Annotated in this window: 22 protein-coding genes, 1 pseudogene and 1 riboswitch; of the genes and pseudogenes, 13 read left to right on the forward strand and 10 right to left on the reverse strand. The window is 42.5% G+C overall.

Translation table 11 applies throughout. The features are described 5' to 3' along the window. Positions 1–13: 13 nt before the first annotated feature. Positions 14–622: a DedA family protein gene (locus tag V1501_RS12260; protein WP_409288475.1), complete on the reverse strand. Its 609-nt coding sequence runs from the start codon at positions 620–622 to the stop codon at positions 14–16. 122 nt (positions 623–744) lie between these two features. Here V1501_RS12260 and V1501_RS12265 point away from each other — a divergent pair, with 122 nt between their 5' ends. After that, on the forward strand, positions 745–1,617 hold the full coding sequence (locus V1501_RS12265) for a metal-dependent hydrolase (protein WP_409288477.1): 873 nt from the start codon (positions 745–747) through the stop codon (positions 1,615–1,617). 189 nt (positions 1,618–1,806) lie between these two features. Here V1501_RS12265 and V1501_RS12270 read toward each other — a convergent pair whose 3' ends face one another. Next, on the reverse strand, positions 1,807–2,007 hold the full coding sequence (locus V1501_RS12270; RefSeq protein ID WP_409288479.1) for a cold-shock protein: 201 nt from the start codon (positions 2,005–2,007) through the stop codon (positions 1,807–1,809). Positions 2,008–2,358: 351 nt separating this feature from the next. On the opposite strand from V1501_RS12270, the gene V1501_RS12275 reads away from it, so the two are divergent. The 3 genes from V1501_RS12275 to V1501_RS12285 all read left to right on the forward strand — a co-directional run bounded on the left by V1501_RS12275 (position 2,359) and on the right by V1501_RS12285 (position 6,061). Then, positions 2,359–2,796 (forward strand): YndM family protein, encoded by a 438-nt coding sequence (locus V1501_RS12275; protein ID WP_409288481.1) that lies wholly within the window; start codon positions 2,359–2,361, stop codon positions 2,794–2,796. Between the two features lie 98 nt (positions 2,797–2,894). Further along, a complete protein-coding gene (locus tag V1501_RS12280) occupies positions 2,895–3,530 on the forward strand; it encodes an FMN-dependent NADH-azoreductase (protein ID WP_409288483.1) in 636 nt (211 codons plus the stop codon). A gap of 1,211 nt (positions 3,531–4,741) precedes the next feature. Continuing rightward, on the forward strand, positions 4,742–6,061 hold the full coding sequence (locus V1501_RS12285) for a prolyl oligopeptidase family serine peptidase (protein WP_409288485.1): 1,320 nt from the start codon (positions 4,742–4,744) through the stop codon (positions 6,059–6,061). A 661-nt stretch (positions 6,062–6,722) separates the two neighbouring features. On the opposite strand, the gene V1501_RS12290 is transcribed toward V1501_RS12285, so the two are convergent. Then, complete coding sequence (locus V1501_RS12290; protein ID WP_409288487.1) at positions 6,723–8,387, reverse strand: alkaline phosphatase; 1,665 nt, start codon at positions 8,385–8,387, stop codon at positions 6,723–6,725. A gap of 447 nt (positions 8,388–8,834) precedes the next feature. On the opposite strand from V1501_RS12290, the gene V1501_RS12295 reads away from it, so the two are divergent. Beyond that, complete coding sequence (locus V1501_RS12295) at positions 8,835–10,412, forward strand: amidohydrolase (RefSeq protein WP_409288489.1); 1,578 nt, start codon at positions 8,835–8,837, stop codon at positions 10,410–10,412. Positions 10,413–10,449: 37 nt separating this feature from the next. Here V1501_RS12295 and V1501_RS12300 read toward each other — a convergent pair whose 3' ends face one another. Next, complete coding sequence (locus V1501_RS12300) at positions 10,450–11,871, reverse strand: S8 family peptidase (protein ID WP_409288491.1); 1,422 nt, start codon at positions 11,869–11,871, stop codon at positions 10,450–10,452. 155 nt (positions 11,872–12,026) lie between these two features. Then, entirely contained in the window at positions 12,027–12,416 is a 390-nt protein-coding gene (locus V1501_RS12305) for a YetF domain-containing protein (protein ID WP_409288493.1), read from the reverse strand. 444 nt (positions 12,417–12,860) lie between these two features. Here V1501_RS12305 and V1501_RS12310 point away from each other — a divergent pair, with 444 nt between their 5' ends. The 3 genes from V1501_RS12310 to V1501_RS12320 all read left to right on the forward strand — a co-directional run bounded on the left by V1501_RS12310 (position 12,861) and on the right by V1501_RS12320 (position 15,181). Beyond that, positions 12,861–14,078 carry an amidohydrolase gene (locus tag V1501_RS12310; RefSeq protein ID WP_409288495.1) on the forward strand — a complete coding sequence of 406 codons (1,218 nt, stop codon included), beginning with the start codon at positions 12,861–12,863 and terminating at the stop codon, positions 14,076–14,078. Beyond that, a complete protein-coding gene (locus V1501_RS12315; protein ID WP_409288497.1) occupies positions 14,075–14,458 on the forward strand; it encodes a VOC family protein in 384 nt (127 codons plus the stop codon). The genes V1501_RS12310 and V1501_RS12315 overlap by 4 nt, the downstream gene beginning before the upstream one ends. Before the next feature lie 507 nt (positions 14,459–14,965). Continuing rightward, entirely contained in the window at positions 14,966–15,181 is a 216-nt protein-coding gene (locus tag V1501_RS12320) for a small, acid-soluble spore protein, alpha/beta type (RefSeq protein WP_409288499.1), read from the forward strand. 177 nt (positions 15,182–15,358) lie between these two features. Here the strand turns inward: V1501_RS12320 and V1501_RS12325 are convergent. Then, positions 15,359–15,806 (reverse strand): annotated as a pseudogene (locus tag V1501_RS12325) (GNAT family N-acetyltransferase). Positions 15,807–16,288: 482 nt separating this feature from the next. On the opposite strand from V1501_RS12325, the gene V1501_RS12330 reads away from it, so the two are divergent. Together V1501_RS12330 and V1501_RS12335 are read left to right on the forward strand one after the other, a co-directional pair. Further along, positions 16,289–17,389 carry an AI-2E family transporter gene (locus V1501_RS12330; RefSeq protein ID WP_409288501.1) on the forward strand — a complete coding sequence of 367 codons (1,101 nt, stop codon included), beginning with the start codon at positions 16,289–16,291 and terminating at the stop codon, positions 17,387–17,389. A gap of 73 nt (positions 17,390–17,462) precedes the next feature. After that, positions 17,463–17,630: a hypothetical protein gene (locus V1501_RS12335; protein WP_409288503.1), complete on the forward strand. Its 168-nt coding sequence runs from the start codon at positions 17,463–17,465 to the stop codon at positions 17,628–17,630. Between the two features lie 201 nt (positions 17,631–17,831). On the opposite strand, the gene V1501_RS12340 is transcribed toward V1501_RS12335, so the two are convergent. Then, positions 17,832–18,413 carry a LysE/ArgO family amino acid transporter gene (locus V1501_RS12340; RefSeq protein WP_409293340.1) on the reverse strand — a complete coding sequence of 194 codons (582 nt, stop codon included), beginning with the start codon at positions 18,411–18,413 and terminating at the stop codon, positions 17,832–17,834. Between the two features lie 266 nt (positions 18,414–18,679). Here V1501_RS12340 and V1501_RS12345 point away from each other — a divergent pair, with 266 nt between their 5' ends. The 3 genes from V1501_RS12345 to V1501_RS12355 all read left to right on the forward strand — a co-directional run bounded on the left by V1501_RS12345 (position 18,680) and on the right by V1501_RS12355 (position 19,470). Continuing rightward, positions 18,680–18,910: a hypothetical protein gene (locus V1501_RS12345; protein WP_409288505.1), complete on the forward strand. Its 231-nt coding sequence runs from the start codon at positions 18,680–18,682 to the stop codon at positions 18,908–18,910. An 86-nt stretch (positions 18,911–18,996) separates the two neighbouring features. Further along, complete coding sequence (locus V1501_RS12350; protein ID WP_409288506.1) at positions 18,997–19,275, forward strand: hypothetical protein; 279 nt, start codon at positions 18,997–18,999, stop codon at positions 19,273–19,275. Positions 19,276–19,290: 15 nt separating this feature from the next. Continuing rightward, positions 19,291–19,470 carry a hypothetical protein gene (locus V1501_RS12355; protein WP_409288508.1) on the forward strand — a complete coding sequence of 60 codons (180 nt, stop codon included), beginning with the start codon at positions 19,291–19,293 and terminating at the stop codon, positions 19,468–19,470. A gap of 132 nt (positions 19,471–19,602) precedes the next feature. On the opposite strand, the gene V1501_RS12360 is transcribed toward V1501_RS12355, so the two are convergent. The 3 genes from V1501_RS12360 to V1501_RS12370 all read right to left on the reverse strand — a co-directional run bounded on the left by V1501_RS12360 (position 19,603) and on the right by V1501_RS12370 (position 22,100). Beyond that, complete coding sequence (locus tag V1501_RS12360; RefSeq protein WP_409288510.1) at positions 19,603–20,037, reverse strand: DMT family transporter; 435 nt, start codon at positions 20,035–20,037, stop codon at positions 19,603–19,605. An 89-nt stretch (positions 20,038–20,126) separates the two neighbouring features. Continuing rightward, complete coding sequence (locus V1501_RS12365; protein WP_409288512.1) at positions 20,127–21,233, reverse strand: 5-methyltetrahydropteroyltriglutamate--homocysteine S-methyltransferase; 1,107 nt, start codon at positions 21,231–21,233, stop codon at positions 20,127–20,129. Positions 21,234–21,346: 113 nt separating this feature from the next. After that, a riboswitch (SAM riboswitch) is annotated at positions 21,347–21,448 on the reverse strand. A 229-nt stretch (positions 21,449–21,677) separates the two neighbouring features. Further along, positions 21,678–22,100, reverse strand: a complete 423-nt coding sequence (locus tag V1501_RS12370) for an organic hydroperoxide resistance protein (RefSeq protein WP_409288514.1) — start codon at positions 22,098–22,100, stop codon at positions 21,678–21,680. Positions 22,101–22,140: the final 40 nt, after the last annotated feature.

Genomic DNA, 22,140 nt, shown 5'->3' on the forward strand with positions numbered 1-22,140 from the left:
CTTTAGACGCATATTATCCTTTTCCCTTCTTTTTTATCAGGATTAAGATAACCAAAATAAACAGGGCAGCCAAAATCAGATAAATAAAATTAGCAAAAACATCAAAGTATCCAGCTATATCTCTCCAGGAAGAACCGAATGCCGCCCCAAGATTGACCAGGACCGTATTCCATATCAAGGTTCCTCCGGCTGTCAGGATAAAAAAGAACGTTATATTCATTTTAGTCATGCCTGCAGGTATGGAAATCAAACTTCTTATCAAGGGGATCAGCCTGCCGAAAAACACCGTCCAGCCGCCATATTTATTGAATAAGTCGTCTGCCTTTTCAATGTCTGCTCCTTTCAGCCGCAGATAATGCCCCTTCTTTTTTATCAGTCGTTTGATTCCATCAAGCCCGAGCTTGCGCCCGATTCCATACAGGACGGCTGCACCGCCTGTTGAACCAAGGGTCGAGGCGATAACCACTCCTGTTTTAGTCAAATCGGATGTAGTAGTCATGAATCCGCCGAAAGTAAGGATAATTTCGGAAGGTATGGGCGGAAATATATTTTCCAGGGCTATCAGCAGGAAAATACCGAGATACCCGAATCTGTCCATAAATTCTGTTATAATATGTTCCATTGGTACCTCCGGTTATTTTTTCCCCTTTAAATAAAGATGCGGGTTTCTATTCAGTAAAAATGTTTATGTATATTCAGATATGATGCAAAAACCAATAAAAAATAGCAGGGGCTGGGTGAAAGATGGATTCAATCACACATACCCTCTTTGGTGCCGGCATATATAAGGCCATCAGCAAAGAGGGAATGACCAAAAAAGAAAAATACGCATATCTATTCACGGCCCTTGGCGCAAGCCAGGCTCCCGACAGTGATATTATCTCTCAGCTATGGGATACAGAAGGCCTCTACCAGATGTGGCACAGGGGCATTACACACTCCCTTGTCCTCGTTCCGGTTTGGGCTTTGGTATTTTATTTAGCTGCCCGGTTCATTTTCAAGGTTAATAGCCCAAAAATATACTTTCTGGGATTGCTGGGTGTTTTCATACATGACACCAGCGATGTATTTAATGCATGGGGCACGGGATATCTTGAACCCTTTACCGATATTAGGCTCACATTCGGCACCATATCCATTGTCGATTTTGTCATTTGGGCTATATTTTTAATCTGTTTTATTATATCCAGAACCAGTGCCGGGCTGAAGGAGCAGACGATCTTTAAACTGGGATGGCTGGTTATCATCCTGCACGTAACAATCCAGTCAGCTCAGGGAATCTATCTGTATAATCAATACAAAAGTGGATATGACCAGGTTGCTCTTTCAGCTGAGTTTGTCCCCTGGCAGTTTACCATCATTGCGAAGAGCGGCAATACGGTGGATATAATGAAGGATTCCACTCTGACAGAGCCCTCTCACCTCTATAAGCTTACTTCAAATGGAACAAAGTCGGATCTCAAGGTTTTATTCAAGAATAATCCAAAGGCTGAGACCCTCTACCGGTGGGCGCCTTTTGTGGTCATTGAAAAATCCGGCCGCAAGGTAGGGGTTTATGACCCGAGATTTTATCGAAATGGTGAATCTTTCCTTTATGAATATATAGAACTGCACTAAAAGGTTAGTATAACAGGATTGTTCAAAAAAAGCTTGAACGGCAATAAGTTAAAAAAACTTTCATCAATATAAAGAAGCCGGAGTTCGGGACTCCGGCTTCTTTGAGGTTTGAGCTATGGCGAAACAGCCCCGCCAAATCTTTTTTATATGGAATACAAAACAGGCGTATTCAGCCTGGAAAAGACTTACTCAGGCTTTCTCGACATTTGCAGCCTGCGGTCCGCGCTGGCCTTCCTCTACGTCAAAAGTCACTTCCTGGCCTTCATCCAAGGACTTATAGCCTTCTCCTTGAATAGCTGAAAAATGCACGAATACATCTTCCCCGCCCTCACGCTCAATGAATCCAAATCCTTTTTCACTGTTAAACCATTTTACTTTACCGCGTTCCATTTTTTACTTCCTCCTAGCAACACTTATAAATATTTGCAATTAACTTGCCTATGTATTATATCCAGTAACATCCATCTTTAAACGCGAGCATGTCCAATTTTCAAAATTTCCTATTCCAGCATCTATCAATGCCGTAAGGGGTATGAAATGCAGCTATTAGTTAACACTTTTAAAAAGGCAGCATTGGCGTACTTCATGCAATCTTTCCATGACCTCCCATTTGCCAGTTCTTGATCGTAAATTGAATTTCCGTACCTTTCGCTCCAATGCTTGTTTAATAATTTAATTTCGCTGCAACTAATTTTTAGTAACAAGCTTTTAGAAAAGATCCTTTTAAAGGGGGAATGAGAGATGAAATTTATGTCCGCTCTTCTTGTTAAGTTTATTATTTCAGCTGCAGCTTTCACCATTGGATTAGACTTGTTTTTTGATGCTTCCTTCACAGAGATTCTTGCCTTCAGTTTCTTCAATGTAGTATTTACCTATATCCTGGCTGACAGGATCGTTCTATCCAGAGTGGGCAATTGGAATACTTTGCTGCTCGAGTTTTCCCTATCCTATCTGCTGGTATGGGTGTTCGGAAGTGTATTGCTTCACAGTTACCTCCAGGTTGCCTGGGGGAGTTTTATATCCGCAGGCATCATCACCGCCGGGGAAGTACTCGTCCATAAATTCTTTTACAGTCCTGTTTATCTAAAGCAGATGAAGCCTGAAACTCAGCCATCCATAAACCGCGGTCTTCTTTATGGAACGGAATTCTCGGATGAACTCGATCCTGGAGATAAGTAATAACACATTAATTAAAAAGGCAAGGTTTAGCAAGTATATACAAAAGGAATTAATGCAGAATAAGGTAGACACTAAAAAAGTGAAAGGCGGTATACACAATGGCTACAGTACTTTATATTTCTGCACACCCGCATGATGAAACACAATCTTATAGTATGGCAGCAGGAAAGGCATTTATTGATGCTTACCGGAACTCGCACCCGGAAGATGAAGTCGTAATTATGGACCTATACAAAGAACATATCCCGCAGCTGGATACAGACGTATTCAGCGGATGGGGCAAGCTCCGCTCCGGCTCTTCCTATGAACAGCTTACTGACGAGGAAAAATCCAAGGTGGGAAGGCTGTCCGAGCTGGTGGATCAATTTGTTGCCGCTGATAAATATGTCTTTGTCACACCTCTCTGGAACTTTTCATTCCCTCCAGTTATGAAGGCCTATATCGATTCTATTTGTGTGGCCGGGAAAACATTCAAATACACGGAACAAGGCCCTGTCGGCCTCCTTACAGATAAAAAAGCCCTCCACATTCAGGCAAGAGGCGGCGTATATTCAGAAGGACCGGCAGCCTCTTCTGAGATGGGGCACCGTTATCTGGCCCTCATCATGGAATTCTTTGGTGTCCCATCCTTTGATGGCGTGTTCATTGAAGGTCATAACCAGTATCCTGACCGTGCGGCGGAAATTAAGGAAAAAGGTATTGAGGAAGCGAAGGAAAAGGCAGCTTCTTTTTAAACATCTAGCTATGTTAAATAATACTGTTGATCAAGACCATAAAACAAGGACCCAACTAGTGGGTCCTTGTTTTTGAAGATAAGCACCAGTCCTTTTTATAAGAAAATGTTACCGTTTCTTAATGTTGATTAATTTCTAAAATAATTTCATCAAAATAATTGCCATCAATATATACCCTTAACTTCCATAATCCTGCTACTCTGAACTAAAGAGTCCGTTTTGATAACATCATGAGGGACTTATTTTTAATCTTTAAAGTGTATTGGGTTTATGACTTTTACTTCTCCTCGTTTAAGGCTTTTACATCCTACTTTTTGTATGATATGTCTTCGGTTCCCCCAAAATGCCATATTCACTTTTGTCTATTTTCAGTAATATTTTTAGAAACAATAATTCCAATACTGCCTGCTTTCCGAACATTCCGCAGTATTTATTAGCAAATTCCGAGTCTTATCACCCCATTTCTCTTCTTTTATTGTTTCCTAAGAGTTACAAGCTGCAATAGCCAAAAAATGCTACTCAAAAGGAAACACCAGTAAAGTTTTTCTCAAAAAACATACCCTTTTTGAATTTTTGTATTGTCTTAGTACTTGGTTCCTTTAACTTTCCTGCCCTGTTTAATTGATTCAGACTTATGAAACTCCGAATGTTGTTAACTTGAATTTATTATAGGTGGAAACTGGAAACAGACAGCTGTGAACTATCATCTTACCAATAGTTGTAGAGTCGTTTAGGCAGTTGGCCCCCTCTACTATGTTAAATAAAGAAAAGAGTGCTGTGTTTTTCCACAGTAATTTTGGGTTCAGCAAATTGGGTTTTTCCTGATACAAATTTCTTCATGACATTGCCTGAAAAATAGTCCATATTTCCATTAGGGTTTACCAACCGTACACTGAAGTGAGTTTTTTAGGTCAAGCAGAACCTGTTTTACAATGAAATGCCTAATTTTTAAAGTTTTATATATAAGTGATTGGTCCCATCCTATTAAACTTTTCATATGTCTTTAGAATGGTTTTCGAAAAATTGAAAGGGTTTACAAAGTGATGTATGGAAAATTGTGAAGGCATCGAGGAGAAAGGAGGATTAGTGCTTCCTGATAATAAGGTTTCAGGCTGGTAATAAGCGCAGCAAATTCACATGATCTAGAACTTACTGATTTTCAGGTACACACCTCAAAATAATCATCACAACCATTAAAGGAGGCATATGGGATGAAAACAATTGGAAAGCCGTTAAGAACACTGATGTTACTTGTTTTCGCATTAGTTTTGACTCTATCCTTCAGTTCCGGGGCACTTGCAAAACCTTCAAAGACAAAATCAACAAGCTATCGTACGGTGACAGAAATTCATGACTGGGGTGCAGCAGTTACAAAGGTGATTGTGGATCTAGGCAGACCCGTACCCAAAGATTCAGTAACAAGTGCTACCTTCAAAGTACATGTTTCCAGGTCAGACTATAGGCTGGCAAAGCCTTTAATAGAAGAAGGTTACCGCAAAGTCACAAAAGCATATGTTTCGGACCAAAATGGAAAACCTGTTTCCAAAGGAAAATATGCAGCTTTGGAAATGGAAATTGGGCCTGCTGTTTCATTAGGTTCACCGCTCAATTATTATAACGGATCGAATGTATGGATTGACTGCGATTACACCATTACCCTGGTAAAAGATATCGTTACCAAGTCAGGAACTTTTTCAGGATTAGTTGTCACAAAGTTTGATGGCGGAACTCGAGAAATAGTAGACGATTTCACCAAGGGTGAGTTCTCAAACGAAAATACCAAACTGACATATGCAGACTTTGCACCACCCAAAGACAAGGGAAAGAATCCATTAATTATCTGGCTGCATGGCGGCGGTGAGGGCGGCACAGATGCAACAATTCCCCTTTCTGCCAATAAAGCGGTAAACCTTGCGACCAAAGAAATTCAATCCCATTTTAATGGAGCTTACGTACTAGTGCCCCAGACCCCAACCCGATGGATGGACGGCTTCACGGGGAGAGCAGATGGGACTTCCATCTATGAAAAAGCACTCATGGCGCTAATAAAAGATTATGTTTCCAAGAATCGTGACATTGATCCAAACAGAATTTATATCGGCGGAGCATCGAACGGCGGATATATGACCATGCTTATGATCCGGGACTATCCTGGATACTTTGCGGCTGCATTTCCTGTTTGTGAAGGATTAAATGATACTTTAATAACCGATGCAGATATCATGAAAATGATGAAAACACCAACCTGGTTTGTAACTGCCAAAACAGACACCACATTGCCTCCGGAAATCAATACTGTTCCGACTTATAAACGCTTGATCAAGGCTGGTGCAGAAAATGTTCACTTATCGTTATTTGATAATGTCCATGATACTACCGGCTTATATAAAAACGCTGACGGTACACCTTATGAATACAATGGACATTGGTCGTGGATTTACGTATACAATAACGAACCTAAGGCAGTAATCAATGGCAGCACAACAACAATTATGGAATGGATGTCTGCTCAGTCTTTGAGGAATAAATAATAGATTTTTAAAGTACTTTTGTTATGGTATGCAGGGAATCCTGATGACATAGCTAAATCCCGAAGGAAGGACACTATTAATCGGTGTCCTTTTTTCAGGTTTGAGTTCGTTTCTACCCTTTAGTGGTAAATGACAAGTTTTTCTTGGTGCTCAATAACTTGAGTACCTTTCTTAATAGTTGCTATCCATTTTCATTCAATTTCCCGCTAAATAATAACCGTCCATCATTGCAGGACCTAAGTAATAAGAATGTAAATAGGGTTGTCATCGTAATAGAGTTGATTAATCAAGGCACAAGGTATAAAGCAGATTGTTAATTGAGAAATGATATTGCTGAAAACAGAAACAGTTAATAATTTACGATTTAAGAAAGAGTTATCTATGATCGAGCCATTTTCCATTATATTCTCTCTTGGGATTAGCATTCCGTTATCAAGGCTTAACAAATTACAGTGGTCGTAGCCTAATGATGCAAATGTTTGCGTCACCGCTCAAAAAAAGCTGGCCGCAAAAGGCTCAGCAGTATGGGATTTATAATGCCGGCCCACATGTTGGTCAGCCATCAGCATCCAAGCGGGGACCCCTGCCCCTGTCACGGCGTATGGTGGAAACAGATGAGTACAAAAGAATCCCCCCTTCTAAATGCAAGGGGGGAAATTAATTATTTTACGAGCTTTAGAATGCTTTGTGTTACATAGAAGTCTTTACCATTATAAACCGCAATACCATTTACTTCTTTTTTAACAGACGTTTTTCCATTGCTGATTATAGCAATATTTTTATTTGCAGGAATTTCTACCTTTTGACTTCCATTTTGGGCGATGAAAACAGGGTTAGCTGCATCCGTTACATCAATGCGGACATCAAAACCTTTTTTTGCAAATTCTTCTTTTGCATTCGCATACAGCTGTTTTGTAACCTGCCCTAAATCAAAGCCCATGAATTTGGCTGCTTTTTTAGGAAGGTCAGTATTTTCAAGTAAACCAAATGGTCTGGAAGGGCCGAATGAATAAAGGAATACATCTTCGCCAGTATGGCCGCCCGTTGTAAACCCGAGATTAGCACGATCGGCAAGCAGCTTTACAAGGATTCCACCGGCATCAGTTTTCTTTTTTACTGCGCTTAATTTTTCTTTTTCAGCAGCTGACAAATTGTCTAGGCCATAGGAAGCTGCTACCTCTTCAATATTCGATAAGTCATCCTTTAGATTGCTGGCTGCACCTTCAACTGTTAATTTTGCTTTCTTCAGAGGATCGATATATGCAGATACCGGTGTAGAAGAATATGCACCCGTTCCTGTTTTAAGGTTCCCAATGGATATTCCGCTATTTCCGTGGTCCGTAACAGCGATTACCATGGTGTTTCCATCCTTTTTGGCAAAATCCAGCGCTTTTTTCACTGCATCATCAAATGCAAGTGTATCACTTATCATCCCGATAGGATCGTTCGCGTGTGCTGCCCAGTCGACCTTGCTTCCTTCAACAAATAAGAAGAAACCGTCTTTATCTTTGTTTAATGTTTTAATGGCTTTATCTGTCATCTCTGCTAAAGTAGGCTCCGATGGTTTGGCTGTTTTCCGGTCAAAATCATAGGCAAGAGCGCTTGGGGCAAAGCTTCCCCAAATTTTATCGGACTTAGAATTCAGAAGAGAGTTCCGGTCTTCAACAAAGTCGTATTTCTTCTGATCTAAAACTTTTATTAAGTCTTCCCCGTCCTGTCTTGCATTCTTTGATGAAGCTGGAGAAAGCGATTCTTTACCCCCGCCCAGCACTACATCAATATTTTGATAGACTTGCTGCTCGGCTATGTCGCCATAATTGCTCCTATGTGTCGCATGAGCAGAGAAATCAGCCGGGGTAGCGTGCTGTATTTCCGCTGTTGCAACTAAGCCGGTAGATTTGCCAAGCAGTTTTGCGCCTTCTAATACATTGGCTACCGGACGCTGGGCATCTTTTTCGTCTACTGGTTTAAGTCCTGGTGAATTCACAACGGAAGGCAGGACTCCAATATATTTGTCATTGGTTTTGTGGCCGGTTGCAAGTGCAGTTCCGGCAGGAGCAGAATCCGTGATAGCGGATTCTGCTGAGTAAGTTCTCACACCTCCGGCCGCCATTTCATCCATAGCCAGATTTCCGCCCTTATACCATCTGGCAAGGGTTGTTACAGTAGAGCTTGTACCGTCCATAACCATCATAATCACTTTTGTAGGCTGCTTTTTCTTGTCCTTCGCCTCTCCGCTGTCATTTTTTGCGGTGATTCCAAAGCCTGATAGAGCCACTGCACCAGCAATCGTAATACCCGCCAGTTTTTTGCTGAGATTTTTCATTTTTTACCTCCCATGAGAAATTATGTACAAGTAAATAATAATACAAGTTTATTAAAAAATGATTTCAGTAGAGTTAAATTAAAATTAAATATTCAAAAAAATCAAAAAAAGGTGTACATAGGGAGATGCTCGAGGATTATATGAGGTTTAAAAAAATAGCATGATTAACTGGAATTCCTGATAGATCCAATATGGAGTACCGAAAAACTGCCTGTCCCTATTGAATGCTTGGGAACAGGCAGTTTATGTTCGTTTAGAGCAAATATCTACATAAATGTTTAACTTATCTAAACATTTTATAAGGAGCCCTCCCCGTCTCTCTTGCGGGAGGGCTCTTTGTGCCGGCAGCCCCCTTTGGCGGAAGTGCCCATACCACCAAAAACATACTTTCTCCCCCCATTCATACACATATAATAATGTGATTCTACTTGAGCGGGGAGGAAGATCATGGAGACATATATCAATGGCCTCATATTCACATCTGATGCAGTCCAGCCATATGCGGAGGCAATGATCATTGATGAGGGAATGATCAGATGGATCGGCAATATGTCCAGCATGCCTGATAATGAAGGTGATATTATTGATTTAGGGGGGAAAAGGGTCCTTCCTGGATTTGTAGATGCCCATATGCATGCAGCCATGCTTGCAAAAACGCTTGGCCAGCTTGCATGCACCCCGCCTGGAGTTAAATCCAATCAGGAGCTTCTGGATAAAATAACAAAAACAGAATGGCCGTCTGGGTGGATCAGAGGCTGGGGCTATGATGAACAAAAGATGGCAGAAAAAAGAATGCTGACCCGCTGGGACCTTGACCTGGCGACCGGTGATATCCCTGCTGTAATAACCCGTTCCTGCCTCCATGTATGCATTGCCAATAGCACTGCCCTAAGATTAGCGGGCATCGATTCAAAAACAGCTGCCCCTCCCGGGGGAAGGATAGATCTGGATGAAAACGGTGTTCCTACCGGAGTATTGAGAGAATCCGCCATGAAACTGGTCACTTCTCTTGCTCCCTCTCCTGACCGCACTGAATCAGTACGGGAACTTCTGGCTTTAAGCACCGAACTTGCTTCCTATGGGATAACTTCTGTTACCGAGATGATGGCGGGCAAAGGAGACTTTGAACTTTTTATCGCGGCAAAAGATGCAGGCTTCCATCAAAGATGCTCCCTCTACTACATTTGGGAAGAACTCGACACTTCCATATTGTCCGATGCAAGCACCGATACAAGCAGCCAGATTTTTATTGGAGGTGCCAAGCTGTTTGCCGACGGAAGCATAACCGGCCGGACAGCCTGGGTATCCCCGCCATACCTGGGAACGGACGGTCAGACCGGGTTACGCCTTTCTTCACGGGAAGTAATGATCCAGTTTTGTTCATTTGCTAAAAAAGCTGGAATTCAGGCAGCCATCCATGCCATGGGAGAAAAGGCTATTGAGATGGCGGTCCAGGTTTTTTCCGAATCCGGCCATTGGCTTGGAGAGGAGATATGCCAGCGGATAGAACATGCTTCCCTTCCATCCGCCGAAGTTCTGAAAATGGCTTCCGCCCGCCGTATTGCAATGGTTCCTCAGCCTATATTTTTATTTGCGGAAATAGAAGGCTACCTCTTTAATCTGGGGATCGAGCGGACCCAAAAAGCTTACCCTATTAAAACCATGCTGAAAAAAAACATACCTGTCTGCATCTCCTCAGATGCACCAGCCACGGCCTGGTCAGTGCCGCATGATCCTTTTACAGGAATTCAAGCTTGTGTGACCAGGAAAACCTACAATGGTGAAGATGCTGGACAGGAAGAACGTATTTCAACAGAAGAAGCCATTATCCTTTATACTAGAAAAGCCGCAGAAATTACAAGGTTTTCAAAAACTGGCCAGCTTTCCGCAGGGTACAGGGCTGACTTCATTATCCTTGATTCCGACATCCTTGCTGCAATTCCCGATGAATTGGCTGAAACTTCCGTAATCAAGACTTACTGCGGCGGCAGGAAAATATATGACAGATATCTTCCTGCTACGTAAAACAGCAGCGGCCGCTCTTCCTGAGGGCCGCTGCTTTTTATTTGAAATTCAGGGCCTGCCTGAATTCATCCCATAAGTTATTATTTCTGTCCCCCCCGGGATCTTTAACCTGTTGAAGCGAGCGCTTTATATCAATCACTCCGCTCCCATAATAGGGGTCGAACCCCTTTTTACCAAGATCGAAGGAATTTTTACTGATGAGCGTCATCACTTCTGTATTTTTAAGGCCGGGATTTGACGAACGTATCAATCCGGCCAGCGCAGCTACATGCGGTGCGGCCATTGACGTTCCCGAAAGTGAGGCATATTGTTTATGGAAATACGTGCTTGGAATTTCCACCCCAGGAGCCGAGACATCAACATATTCCCCAAAATTGGAGAAATCCGCTCTCTTCCCATTATAATCAACAGCAGCCACACAAATTACTTCAGGATAGGCAGCCGGGAAACTTGGCTGATCGGTATTATCATTTCCTGCAGCTGTGGTGATAACAATGTTTTTGTTAAAAGCATATTGGATGGCTTCTTTCATGACGGCCGATGGCTGGTAGTTCCCAAGGCTTAAATTAATTACATCTGCCCCATGGTCGGCTGCCCAGATGACTCCCCGCGCTACATCAAAGGCATTTCCGTATCCTTTATCATTCATCACCTTTACAGGCATTATTTTATTAAACCACGTCAGTCCGGCAACACCTTTCAAGTTGTTCGTCTTTGAAGCAATAATTCCGGCAACATGGGTTCCATGCCCATTATCATCATCAGCGATATTATTTTTAGCCAGCACATTATAGCCTCGTACCAGTCTTTGCTTAAGATCCGGGTGATCCAGGTCCACACCGGTGTCAACGACAGCAATTTTAATCTTTTTATCACCCTTGGTAATAACCCATCCTTCTTCCGCCCTTACAGAATGGAGATTCCATTGATAATTTCTCCTGTATAAGGAGTCATTGGGGCCTTTTTTTTCATCATTCTGCATATAGATATAATTAGGCTCAGCGTACAATACTTTAGGATTATGATTAAAGTATTTCAGCAGAAAATCAGTATCCTTGGTGCGGGATCTGTACACTTTAGTGTGATCGAAGGATTTTATCAATTCTCCATCGATTTCCCTTGCAATCCTTGCCGACTCTTCTGCATCAGGTTTTACTTTATATTTTACGGTAGCTTCCCGCTCATGATAGTGGCTTTCATCGCGGTTATTATGCTTGATCAGGGTTATTCCTGACTGGCTCCTCAAATAATCCTTGAGTCCGCTCCCCCTTTCCAGGCTGTTAATCCGGGTCAGCTTCTTCCCCTGCTCCACATCTGCTATCATAGGCCTTCCTGGAAACCTTTCGCTGACAGCCTGCCGGTACTGCTCCTCCTGTCTATTTCCTGAATTATAGAGAACAACTCCAGTTGCAAACAGCAGAATGGCAGCTGCAATCAAAAAAGTTCTGGATCTTCCCATATACAAACTCCTCCTGCATCGATGTTTCCTATTAGCATGTCTTCTTTCCTCCCTTTGCATGATGGGAAACACTGGTTAAATGATGGACAGAAGGCACATACTAAAGACGGAAACAGCCATGCAATCTTAGATGGCAACCCTGCCATCCCTCGCTGTTATTCCTCTTTTGGCAATATAAATAATCTGCCGTTCGACCCAATTGCAGCATACTCAATATCATGAACACTTTTGCCTCTCTCCAACAGTTCGATGTTTACTTTCTTTAATTCTTCTTCTGGTGTTTCTCCATTTAAAGCCCATCTGCCCCCAATAATTATCTCCATAGGATATTTTCCCTTTGGACCAATGTTTTCCAGATCTTTACGGTTCAAAGGCAGGAACTTCTCTTTTTTTAATACAGAAAGTGTTCCGTTTATTTCGAAGACCGCCTTTTCCACATCCCGCAGATTAAAAGTATCTTTTTCCCTGAGCATCGCTTCCAAAATATCCAGGGTGCATCCTGTTTTTCTCATTGCCTCTTTATTGATGTTTCCGTTTTCAATCAAGACAGCCGGCCTTCCTTTTATGAGGGAAGCCGCCCAATGAAGGCGGGATGCCTTGCTCAACAAATAGTAAATTCCGCCCATCGTAATCAGGGAGAGTATAAAATAGCTGAACTTTATCCTTAAATTAAATGCCATGTTGCCTCCTATCGTCCCCATTGTGATGGAAGCAATATAGAGATTGAGTGTCCTGTGAGCAATTACCTGCTTCCCTAAAACTTGCACAAAAAGCAACAGCAGAATAAATGCTGAAAAAGTCCTGATTATGATTTCCAATACATGGTTCATCGTGTTCTTCCTGACTTTTTTTTATTAGATTGTTTCACAATGTCCATTTCCATTCTGGTAAAAGAGTCGAGGCTTATACAGTCACTGAGCTTTTCAAAATTTTTAAATAACTATATAATGGGCTACATAATCCATTTCCAGCATAGGGGGAAATAAGAAATGTTTGCTTCAAAAGTTAAACAGGAAGCTGCTGCTGTCAAGGATCAGGTTATTGAGTGGAGGAGATTTTTGCATCAAAATCCAGAGCTGTCTTTCTATGAAAAAAATACAGCGGATTTTATATACGAAACATTGGAAGCAATGGGAAGTTTTTCACTCTCCCGTCCCACAGAAAACAGCGTTACGGCTCGGCTGTCCGGCAGTGGCGGGGGAAAGGTACTGGCCATACGGGCAGATATTGACGCCCTCCCCATTCAAGAGGAAACAGGGCTCGAATTCTCATCACGAAGCGATGGAGTCATGCACGCCTGTGGCCATGATGGCCACACAGCCATGCTCCTCGGGGCCGCAAAGGTGCTATCTTCCATAAAGAACGAGTTATCGGGAGAAATTCTTTTTATTTTTCAGCATGCAGAGGAACTGTTTCCCGGTGGTGCTGAAGAATTGGTTGAGGCAGGTGTCATGGATGGAGTCGATGCAGTCATCGGCACGCACCTGTGGTCACCGCTTGAAACCGGCAGGGCGGGTATCATATACGGCCCGATGCTTGCATCGCCGGATACATTCTATCTGACCATTACAGGTAAAGGAGGACACGGCGGACTTCCGCATGAAACCGTGGACAGCATCGCAATCGGTTCGCAGGTAGTGACGAACCTTCAGCATATTGTATCCAGAAATATTGATCCCCTTGAACAGCTAGTGATCTCGGTGACTAAATTCACCGGAGGCACTACTCATAACGTTATTCCTGGTTCGCTCGAAATGATGGGTACCGTACGGACGTTCAATCCAGAACTGAGACAAAAAGTACCCCAGCTTATGGAACGCGTCATCAAAGGAATCACGGAAGCACATGGCGGCTCCTTTAAGTTTTCTTATGAATATGGCTACAGGCCTGTGATCAATCATGACTCTGTAACCCGAATTATTCATGATACTGCCCTTAAGCTTTACGGGGAAAATGGAGTTGAGCTGATGCGGCCCAACATGGTAGGAGAAGATTTTTCAGCCTACCTCCAAAAAGCGGAAGGCTGTTTCTTTTTTACCGGCGCCGGCAATAAGGAAAAAGGCATCACTTACCCTCACCATCACGCAAAATTCTCCATTGATGAGGAGTCACTGGGCATGGGAGTAGAGATGTTTGTGGGTACGGCACTTCAGTTTTTAAGTGTGCCATCTGCAGAATCATTAGTTAAGCAGGAGGATCATTCATGATAAAAAAAGTTGATCATATAGGTATCATGGTAAGCGATATGGAGAAATCCATCTCATTTTACCAGGATGTACTGGGACTGAAATTAAAGGATAGGGTTCCCCATACAGATGGCATCATCGAGCTTGCCTTTCTCGGACTTGGTACCGACTCCGAAACCGAGGTGGAGCTGATAAAGGGGTATAACGATTCACTGCCGGCAGAAGGAAAAGTTCATCATTTTGCAGTTAGTGTGGAAAATATTAGTGAAGAGTACCTCAAAATGAAGGAGCTTGGTTATGTAGAGATCATTGATCCTGAAATTGTGATCCTCCCTAACGGCTACAAATACTTTTTCATAAAAGGGCCAGATAAAGAATGGATTGAACTTTTTCAACGCTGATATCTAAATAAGCCGGGCGGCGGATGCCCGGCTTTCTTACGTTCTTTAGACTGTATCAGAGTTCTTTTTTGTGGAAAGGGGACGGAGCTGTATGTATCATGAGGCTTTCTGCAACCGGGATATGCACATCTGTTGTCTTTCTGGCCATCTTGCCGCCTTACTCCGCTCCACCGCCTTATTATGTTTGTTCCTGCTTTCCTCCAGTTCCTTTCCATGCATGGGATTGCGAATAGATAACTCATATTGTTTTTTTTTTTGGCTGTTTTCACATATATTGTGTCTAGTGAATGAAAAAGTGGATTACCTCTCCAGTTGGTTTAAATCATTTATTCTTCACACAAAACACATGAAAGTTTGAAAAGAGCATGCATTATAATAAAGATCTATGTTGGTATCGATTATAAACCTATCCGTCCCCTCCCAATAATTAACTATCTTTATTACAATGTATGAACTCCTGAAATAGAGGCAGATTAACAGTATTAACCCACGAGGAGGTGAACACACATGGCACGCAGTGGTTCTAATCGTCAAAAACTAGTTCCTGGAGCTCAGCAGGCTATCGACCAAATGAAGTACGAAATCGCTTCAGAATTCGGTGTACAGCTTGGAGCTGAAACAGTATCACGCGCTAACGGATCTGTTGGTGGTGAAATTACTAAACGTCTTGTTGCTACAGCACAATCTCAACTAACTGGCCAATTCGGCGGTACAACTCGTTAATCATTTAACAATTGAATAATATGGATGAAGGCTGTCTGCCAGCTGGCAGGCAGCCTCTTTATGATTTGGTCCTGCAATACCATCTTTTCAAGATGTTTTTTATTAGGCGTTTATGGATGCGAAGAGAGATAGTCAAATAGAAGAGACCCTGTCCGGGCCCCTCCTGGATCATTTCATTCAAGTCTTTATTACAGCCATTTCTTTACCGAATCTATCACCCTCATCAGTAAATCCCAGTTGGGAATATAAATGTTGGGCTGCCATGTTTTCAGGATGATATCCCACAATAATCTTTTTCACATGAGGTAATTTACTCATCTCTATAATCATCAGCTCCGTTGCTGCCTTCCCGATCCCCTTGCCCTGGAACGCCTTATCTATCATGATCCGATAAACCCAATGTCCCTGAAGCTCTTCCATAACTGAAATTGAACATTAGAAAACCTGTTATTTTATCATCTAAATAAATTGCATATGGTTTCAATGTTGGTTCAAACTTTGATTGAGCTATTGAAACGGCAATAGGTTCCATGTATTTTTTCTGATCTTCAAACAATTCTAAACTGCAGCATTCATACCAGTTTTCACCATTTAATTCTTCAATCCTTACTTTTTCTTTATCCATGATTTCCCCCTTTTGAATTGACTCTTTTTATAGGCTCTTTTTTAAAAATTGTTATTTTAGAACGAGTTCTCTGAGAATATCAAATTATTAAATTGTGGTTTGGAGTGTAAGGCAGCTCCAATAGAGTCCTGCAGCGGAAGTCCACTTTCTTGTTCAATAGTGACAATATATGCGAAAACTGCCTTCTTTTTTAGTGAAAACGTTTAATCCGTATAAACAGGGGTTTTCCTTTTGTAATCTTCAAACATTCTTTTTTCCATAGTGAACGCCTCCTTTAAAAGCAGTACCATATTAACAATCCATCTGAACCTTCTGGATTTGGATAAAAATGTTATTCAATACTTACCTTCGAAAAATAACGGCTCATTATTCAAAGGCTGTTGTTTTTAATGCAAAAGTTTACCGGTTTAAAACTTACTCAAAAAGGAAAGGAGTAAGATAGTTATACATAAATCGGACAGTTTGCAGGAGGTCATGGGAACGTGTGGATTAATAGGCCATTTTTTAAGTATGCTTTAGGAATTATCCTTTGTTTGATCATCATTTTATTGTTTGGAAAAATTGATTATTTTTTAGGTCCGATTCAACAGTTCCTTGCAACAATGTTCTTTCCCATTCTGATAGCGGGGCTTCTTTATTATCTGATTCGGCCAGTTGTGAGAATATTATCAAAATTCCTGCCGAAGCCTGTCAGCATTCTATTGGTATATGCAATCCTGTTTGGCTCCATATATCTTCTCATTTATTTATTCGGCCCTGCTATAGCGGATCAAATCAAGAATTTGATGGAAGAGCTGCCAAGGAAGCTGAAGGAGCTGACCTCACAGTCTGAAGAGACCATGAACCGGCATCACTTGAATTTTTTCCAAGGCGGTGATCTCCAGGAAAAGGCGCTTAAGTATTTCCAATCTTTCTCGCAGTATGCTTCTAAAAATCTGATGCAGCTGTTCACCACCATCACAAGCATTGCAGCAGTTCTGATTGTAGTCCCATTCATCCTTTTTTATTTTTTAAAGGATGACGAAAAATTGAAGCCTTTTCTGTTGAAATCCCTGCCAAAAGAACATGAAACAGAGGGAAATAAAATCCTGCAGGATGTGGACAAAACATTATCCACTTACATAACTGGGCAGTTCATCATCGCATTTGTTGATGGTGTGCTTATGTATATAGGATACTTAATCATCGGTCTCGATTATGCCCTTGTACTGGCAGTATTTGCGATGTTCCTGACTATTGTCCCGTTTGCCGGTCCCCTGCTCGGCATTATCCCGGCCCTTTTCATAGCCTTGCAGGCAGATTCATATATGGCCTTGAAAGTCTTGATTGTCCTTGCTGCGGTTCAGCAGCTGGAGGGGCATCTTGTAACACCGAATGTCATGGGAAAACGTCTGAACATCCATCCTCTGACGATTATATTGCTCCTATTGGCAGCAGGCTCGGTATTCGGGTTCCTCGGAATTCTGATATCCATACCCCTATATTCTGTGCTAAAGACTTTAATACAAAACTTCAGGCTTTTCTATCGTCTGCGGCAGAAAAAAGGATATGTCCCGGATTCCATCCTTAATGATAAAAAATAGAATTCTTAAATTTATTGTTTTGGAACTGATACGCAGGGAAAAGGTATAGAAACATCTAAAGGAGGCAGCTCTTATGGATAAAAATGTACAGAAAAAAGAAGAAAAACAAGAAAACTTAATGGAAGCCGAGAGAGAATTCCAGGATTATGGAAATAACGCACAGGCTCCATCCGGTGATGCAAAAGGCAGGGTGCCAGATCAACAGCATAGAATAAAGGATCAGGAAAATTTAAGAAAATAACTATATAAATTGGATACCCCAGATGAGGGGGTATCCTTTTTTCATTGGCAGAAGCGGAGCAGGACTGCCGGTTGGATAAAATATGAATTAAATGATGAGTACATTCAATTCGGCATTTTCGTATTATAAAACCGCGATGAGCCAGAGTCATCGGCTACTCTTCGAATGTGTTACACGCAAACCTTACACGCCTTCGTGAAATCACTCTATCAGCCGGAATAAGGTCGAGAGAGCGATCCCCCATACTATGATAGCGGAGCATTTATTGAGGATCCCCGTCATTTTGCCGCTTTCATCAAGCTTTTGAAAGTATCGCCCTGCAACGGCAAGGCTGAAAAACCACATCCATGAAACAGCGATACAGGAGCAGGCAAAAAGGAGTCTGTCAAAATCCTCATATTGAAGTGAGCTGCTTCCAATCACCACTACCGTGTCGAGAATGGCATGGGGATTAAGGAGGGATACCGAGGCTGTGAAGATGACTTGTCTTTTTATATCCGGACTCTCACCCATCTCCTGCCCGACTGGTTGAGAATTCCATATCGTGACTCCCATATACAGCAGAAAAAGGACTCCTGCTGCAGAAATGGCAGTCTCTATTAAGGGGTGTGCCGTGACCAGCACTGAGATGCCCCCCACTGAAAGTGAAATGAGTATAGTATCGCAGACTGAGGCTGTAAGAACAGCTGGAAGTGCCAGTAAAAGGGATTTTTGTTGTGCTCCTTGCTGAAAAATAAAAATGTTTTGGATACCTAAAGGCAAAATCAGTCCGAAGGCAAGCATAACTCCTGATAAAATAATTGATAACAATGTTCCCATCCTTTTATAAACTATTGTTTTCCTATACTTACATATAAAACAAACCCATTTTCAAACAGCCAGCAATACCGCCTTTTTTCGACAATCAGCACTTTTCTTGTCAGACCCTGCGGTTTCCCGAGAAATAATGGCATTATAGCCAGCGTGCAAAATGAATGAAACTTCCTTTGCTGCCCAGTATAATGAGAAACTAGAAGATTGTTTGAATCAGATAGAGGTATAACGTTGTCATGTTTGAAGCATGGTTTCTGCAGAAGGAAACATTACCAGGTTCTTTTTATACTAAAAATAAAATGGATAAAGTTTTGAATGATCAGCACTCACTGACAATCAGGACCATTGCGCATGCTTTTTTAGGCAGCTGTCCTGAATTTGACCAAAAAGTAACAGATTGGGCAGAAACAGTGGCAACAAGCAGGATAGAAAATAAACTCCCATTCATGAGGTCATTGAAGCCCTGAGCAAAACCCGGGCAACTATCTGGAAGTTTACCCGAGCGATTTTGCCTTGAGAACGAGGCAGAAATTACAGCTGAAATCATCATTAAATGGACGAGGTATTCAACTCCGCATTTGACCGCCTGGTATATGAATTTTCTGCCAGGTATCATCATCAACTGGCTGCCAGCAGGCTGACCGCACAGGCATCCCTGATCACTGAATTAAGCACACCTATCATACCGATACTGGAGGAAGTCGCCGTATTGCCCATCGTAGGGGATATTGATACTGCACGGGCACGTTCCTTCCTTGAGCTTGCACAAAAAAATGCCAGGAAAATGGGATACGCCAGTTATTTATTGATATCTCTGGTGTTTCGCTCGTAGATACAATGTTGGCCAATGAGATGTATAAGCTGCATTAAGGTCCTTTCACTGCTTGGAGTAAAAACATTCATTTCCGGGATGAAGCCGACAGCAGCTCAAATCTCCATTCAGCTTGGCCTGAATTTTACTGCAGTACCAACCTTCAGCTCACTGAAGCAGGCTCTGGCAATCACGGGTGTCGGCAGCAATAATTAAAAGAGATCTCACAATGGAGAGGATTGCCTCAGTTCATGTAAGAGCCGGACTGCAATCTTTTCTTTTTTTTCAGCCCTCAAGTAAAAGGAGTCCAGAAACAAAATGTTCCGAACTCCTGGGCAAAATCCTGCCTTATTTCTTATTAAACAAATAGAGAGAAGCAAATAAAAGCAATATGCCCATTATTTTCTTCACATTGATCGGGTCCCTTACTCCTCCCATTAATCCGTAATGGTCTATAAGCAGGCCAAGGATCATCTGTCCGGCAATCACGGCCACGAAGGTTGCTGCTACACCGATCTTGGGAACCGTGAGCACCATTACAAATACATAAAACGCCCCGAGGAGTCCCCCCAGAAGCTGCCACTTAGGAACTGATCCAACCGCCAGTAAATTCCCTTTTCCAAAAAACACCAAAACGAAGAATAGGACGGTTGTACCTAGTAAAAATGAGACAAAAGCAGCCTCAATGGATCCTGCTTTCTTGCCTAGAGCCCCGTTCACCTGTGCCTGCACAGCAATGGCAAGTCCCCCGATGAACGCCAATAAAGGAAATAGTGCTTTCATTGTCAATGTCTCCCTGCCAATCTAAATTTAAGCTGCATAGTTAAATGACAGCTTCATTCATCCGCTTTAATGCCGCTGCCCTGATCCAATCATTGATCCCAGACTTCATTGGCAATTTGACGGACCAGTCGTATCTTTTCCCATTGCTGCTCTTCAGTCAGGATGTTGCCTTCCTCGGTTGAAGCGAAACCGCATTGCGGACTCAGACATAGCTGCTGGATCGGGAGATAGGAAGCTGCCTCCTGAATGCGGGTTTTAATATATTCGGGATCTTCCAGTTCGCCGAATTTTGAAGTGATCAAACCAAGGACAATTTTGAGGTCTTTCCGGTTCACATGACGCAAGGGTTCAAAGCTTCCTGAGCGGTCATCATCAAACTCCAGGAACAGCCCATCGACATCCAGGCCTCCAAAAATGATTTCAGACACATAATCATAGCCTCCGCTTGACATATATGTTGAGCGGAAGTTTCCGCGGCAGATATGCATGGTGATGGCCATATCAGAAGGTTTCTTGGAGATGGCCTCGTTCACGGCCTTAGCAAAAAGCAGCGCCAGCTCTTCTGGATCGTCTCCCCGCTCCCTCAGTTTCTGTCTGCCTTCTTCCGACAGGAAGGCAGCCCAGGATGTATCATCCAGCTGCAAGTATCTGCATCCTGCTTCATAAAATGCTTGTATGGCTTTTTGGTAGGCAGTGACCAAATCGGTAAACAGCTGGTCTTTCTCGGGATATACGTCCTCATCAATGACTGCACGCAAAAGCAGCATATTAGGGCTTGGTATAGTAAATTTGGCCAGATGGCTTCCAGCTGCTTTTTGCAAGAATTCAAAATGACCAATCATTTCATGTTCCTCAAACTCTATTCTCCCAGTGACCCTGAGTCCATGCGCCTTTGTCTGTACGCCTTTAAATTGCAGCCCGGTTTCTGGTTCGAAAAGTTCGACACCCTTAAGGCCGGCGAGAAAGTCAAAATGCCACCATGCCCTCCTGAACTCTCCGTCTGTAACTGCAGAAAGCCCGGCTTGCTTTTGTTTTTCTACTAATTTTATGATTTCTTCATCTTCAATCCTGCGCAGCTCCGCTTCAGTAATTTCTCCTGCTGATTTTTTCTGCCTTGCCTGCTTGAGACGCTCCGGACGAAGGAAGCTGCCGACATGATCTGCTTTAAATGGTGCCTTTAGTATAGTTTTTTCCATTTTTAAATCTCCTTTTTATGTATTTGCCATGTGGTGAAGAAGCAATTCCTGCAATAAAAAACGCCCTTCCTTTAAAAGGAAGAGCGAAATTCATTAACTGTAAAGCAGGCTCTTCCTTATCTTGCAGATAAAAATCTGCAGGATTTAGCACCGTCTGTAAAAACAGGGGTTGCCGGGTTTCATAGGGCCATTCCCTCCACCACTCTTGATAAGGCTTATGTATTCATTTATTTGAATATTATATATCTTTCATCTAGTGAAGTAAACGGTTATGCCTGAAAACAGGAAAAATAAAAGAGGCCTGGTAAACCAGGCCTCTTCGCGTATTGAGGCGGACAGCCGCACTCCACATAGTGCGTACCCGGAGGTATGCTGTCCGGCTTACACAACTCAGCTCATCGCTATAATAATATAACATATTGGCATGTTTAAGGCAATTACTATTTATTGCGCATTCACTTTTAATTGAACATCGATATTGCCCCGTGTTGCTTTAGAGTACGGGCAGACCTGATGAGCCTGCTCTACGAGGCTTTGTGCCTCTTCCTGGGAAATTCCTTCAACATCTACATTCAATACAACCCCAAGCTTGAATCCTCCATCAGATTCATCTTTTAAGAGGCTGACTTCTGCGGCTACCACTGGTTCGACCTTTACCTTCTGTTTCCCGGCCACCAGGCCAAGCGCAGAATTAAAGCAAGCTGCATATCCCGCTGCGAAAAGGGCTTCAGGATTTGTGCCATTGCCGCCATCCCCATTCAAAGCCTTGGGGCTTGCCAGCTGAAAATCGATAACGCCGTCATCTGAACGGACAGTACCCTCTCTTCCGCCCCTTGAAGTTGCTTTAGCTGTAAATAATACACTCATTTTATGAAACCTCCTTCAAATTGAATCCAGTACTAGTTTT

It is taken from the genome of Paraperibacillus esterisolvens (assembly GCF_046237625.1).
Classification (GTDB): Bacteria; Bacillota; Bacilli; order Bacillales; family DSM-1321; genus Paraperibacillus; species Paraperibacillus esterisolvens.

Coding starts and splice junctions, on each gene's coding strand:
- V1501_RS12260 (WP_409288475.1), bottom strand. CDS start 622: ATGGAACATATTATAACAGAATTTATGGACAGATTCGGGTATCTCGGT.
- V1501_RS12265 (WP_409288477.1), top strand. CDS start 745: ATGGATTCAATCACACATACCCTCTTTGGTGCCGGCATATATAAGGCC.
- V1501_RS12270 (WP_409288479.1), bottom strand. CDS start 2,007: ATGGAACGCGGTAAAGTAAAATGGTTTAACAGTGAAAAAGGATTTGGA.
- V1501_RS12275 (WP_409288481.1), top strand. CDS start 2,359: ATGAAATTTATGTCCGCTCTTCTTGTTAAGTTTATTATTTCAGCTGCA.
- V1501_RS12280 (WP_409288483.1), top strand. CDS start 2,895: ATGGCTACAGTACTTTATATTTCTGCACACCCGCATGATGAAACACAA.
- V1501_RS12285 (WP_409288485.1), top strand. CDS start 4,742: ATGAAAACAATTGGAAAGCCGTTAAGAACACTGATGTTACTTGTTTTC.
- V1501_RS12290 (WP_409288487.1), bottom strand. CDS start 8,387: ATGAAAAATCTCAGCAAAAAACTGGCGGGTATTACGATTGCTGGTGCA.
- V1501_RS12295 (WP_409288489.1), top strand. CDS start 8,835: ATGGAGACATATATCAATGGCCTCATATTCACATCTGATGCAGTCCAG.
- V1501_RS12300 (WP_409288491.1), bottom strand. CDS start 11,871: ATGGGAAGATCCAGAACTTTTTTGATTGCAGCTGCCATTCTGCTGTTT.
- V1501_RS12310 (WP_409288495.1), top strand. CDS start 12,861: ATGTTTGCTTCAAAAGTTAAACAGGAAGCTGCTGCTGTCAAGGATCAG.
- V1501_RS12315 (WP_409288497.1), top strand. CDS start 14,075: ATGATAAAAAAAGTTGATCATATAGGTATCATGGTAAGCGATATGGAG.
- V1501_RS12320 (WP_409288499.1), top strand. CDS start 14,966: ATGGCACGCAGTGGTTCTAATCGTCAAAAACTAGTTCCTGGAGCTCAG.
- V1501_RS12335 (WP_409288503.1), top strand. CDS start 17,463: ATGGATAAAAATGTACAGAAAAAAGAAGAAAAACAAGAAAACTTAATG.
- V1501_RS12340 (WP_409293340.1), bottom strand. CDS start 18,413: ATGCTTGCCTTCGGACTGATTTTGCCTTTAGGTATCCAAAACATTTTT.
- V1501_RS12345 (WP_409288505.1), top strand. CDS start 18,680: ATGTTTGAAGCATGGTTTCTGCAGAAGGAAACATTACCAGGTTCTTTT.
- V1501_RS12350 (WP_409288506.1), top strand. CDS start 18,997: ATGGACGAGGTATTCAACTCCGCATTTGACCGCCTGGTATATGAATTT.
- V1501_RS12355 (WP_409288508.1), top strand. CDS start 19,291: ATGAGATGTATAAGCTGCATTAAGGTCCTTTCACTGCTTGGAGTAAAA.
- V1501_RS12360 (WP_409288510.1), bottom strand. CDS start 20,037: ATGAAAGCACTATTTCCTTTATTGGCGTTCATCGGGGGACTTGCCATT.
- V1501_RS12365 (WP_409288512.1), bottom strand. CDS start 21,233: ATGGAAAAAACTATACTAAAGGCACCATTTAAAGCAGATCATGTCGGC.
- V1501_RS12370 (WP_409288514.1), bottom strand. CDS start 22,100: ATGAGTGTATTATTTACAGCTAAAGCAACTTCAAGGGGCGGAAGAGAG.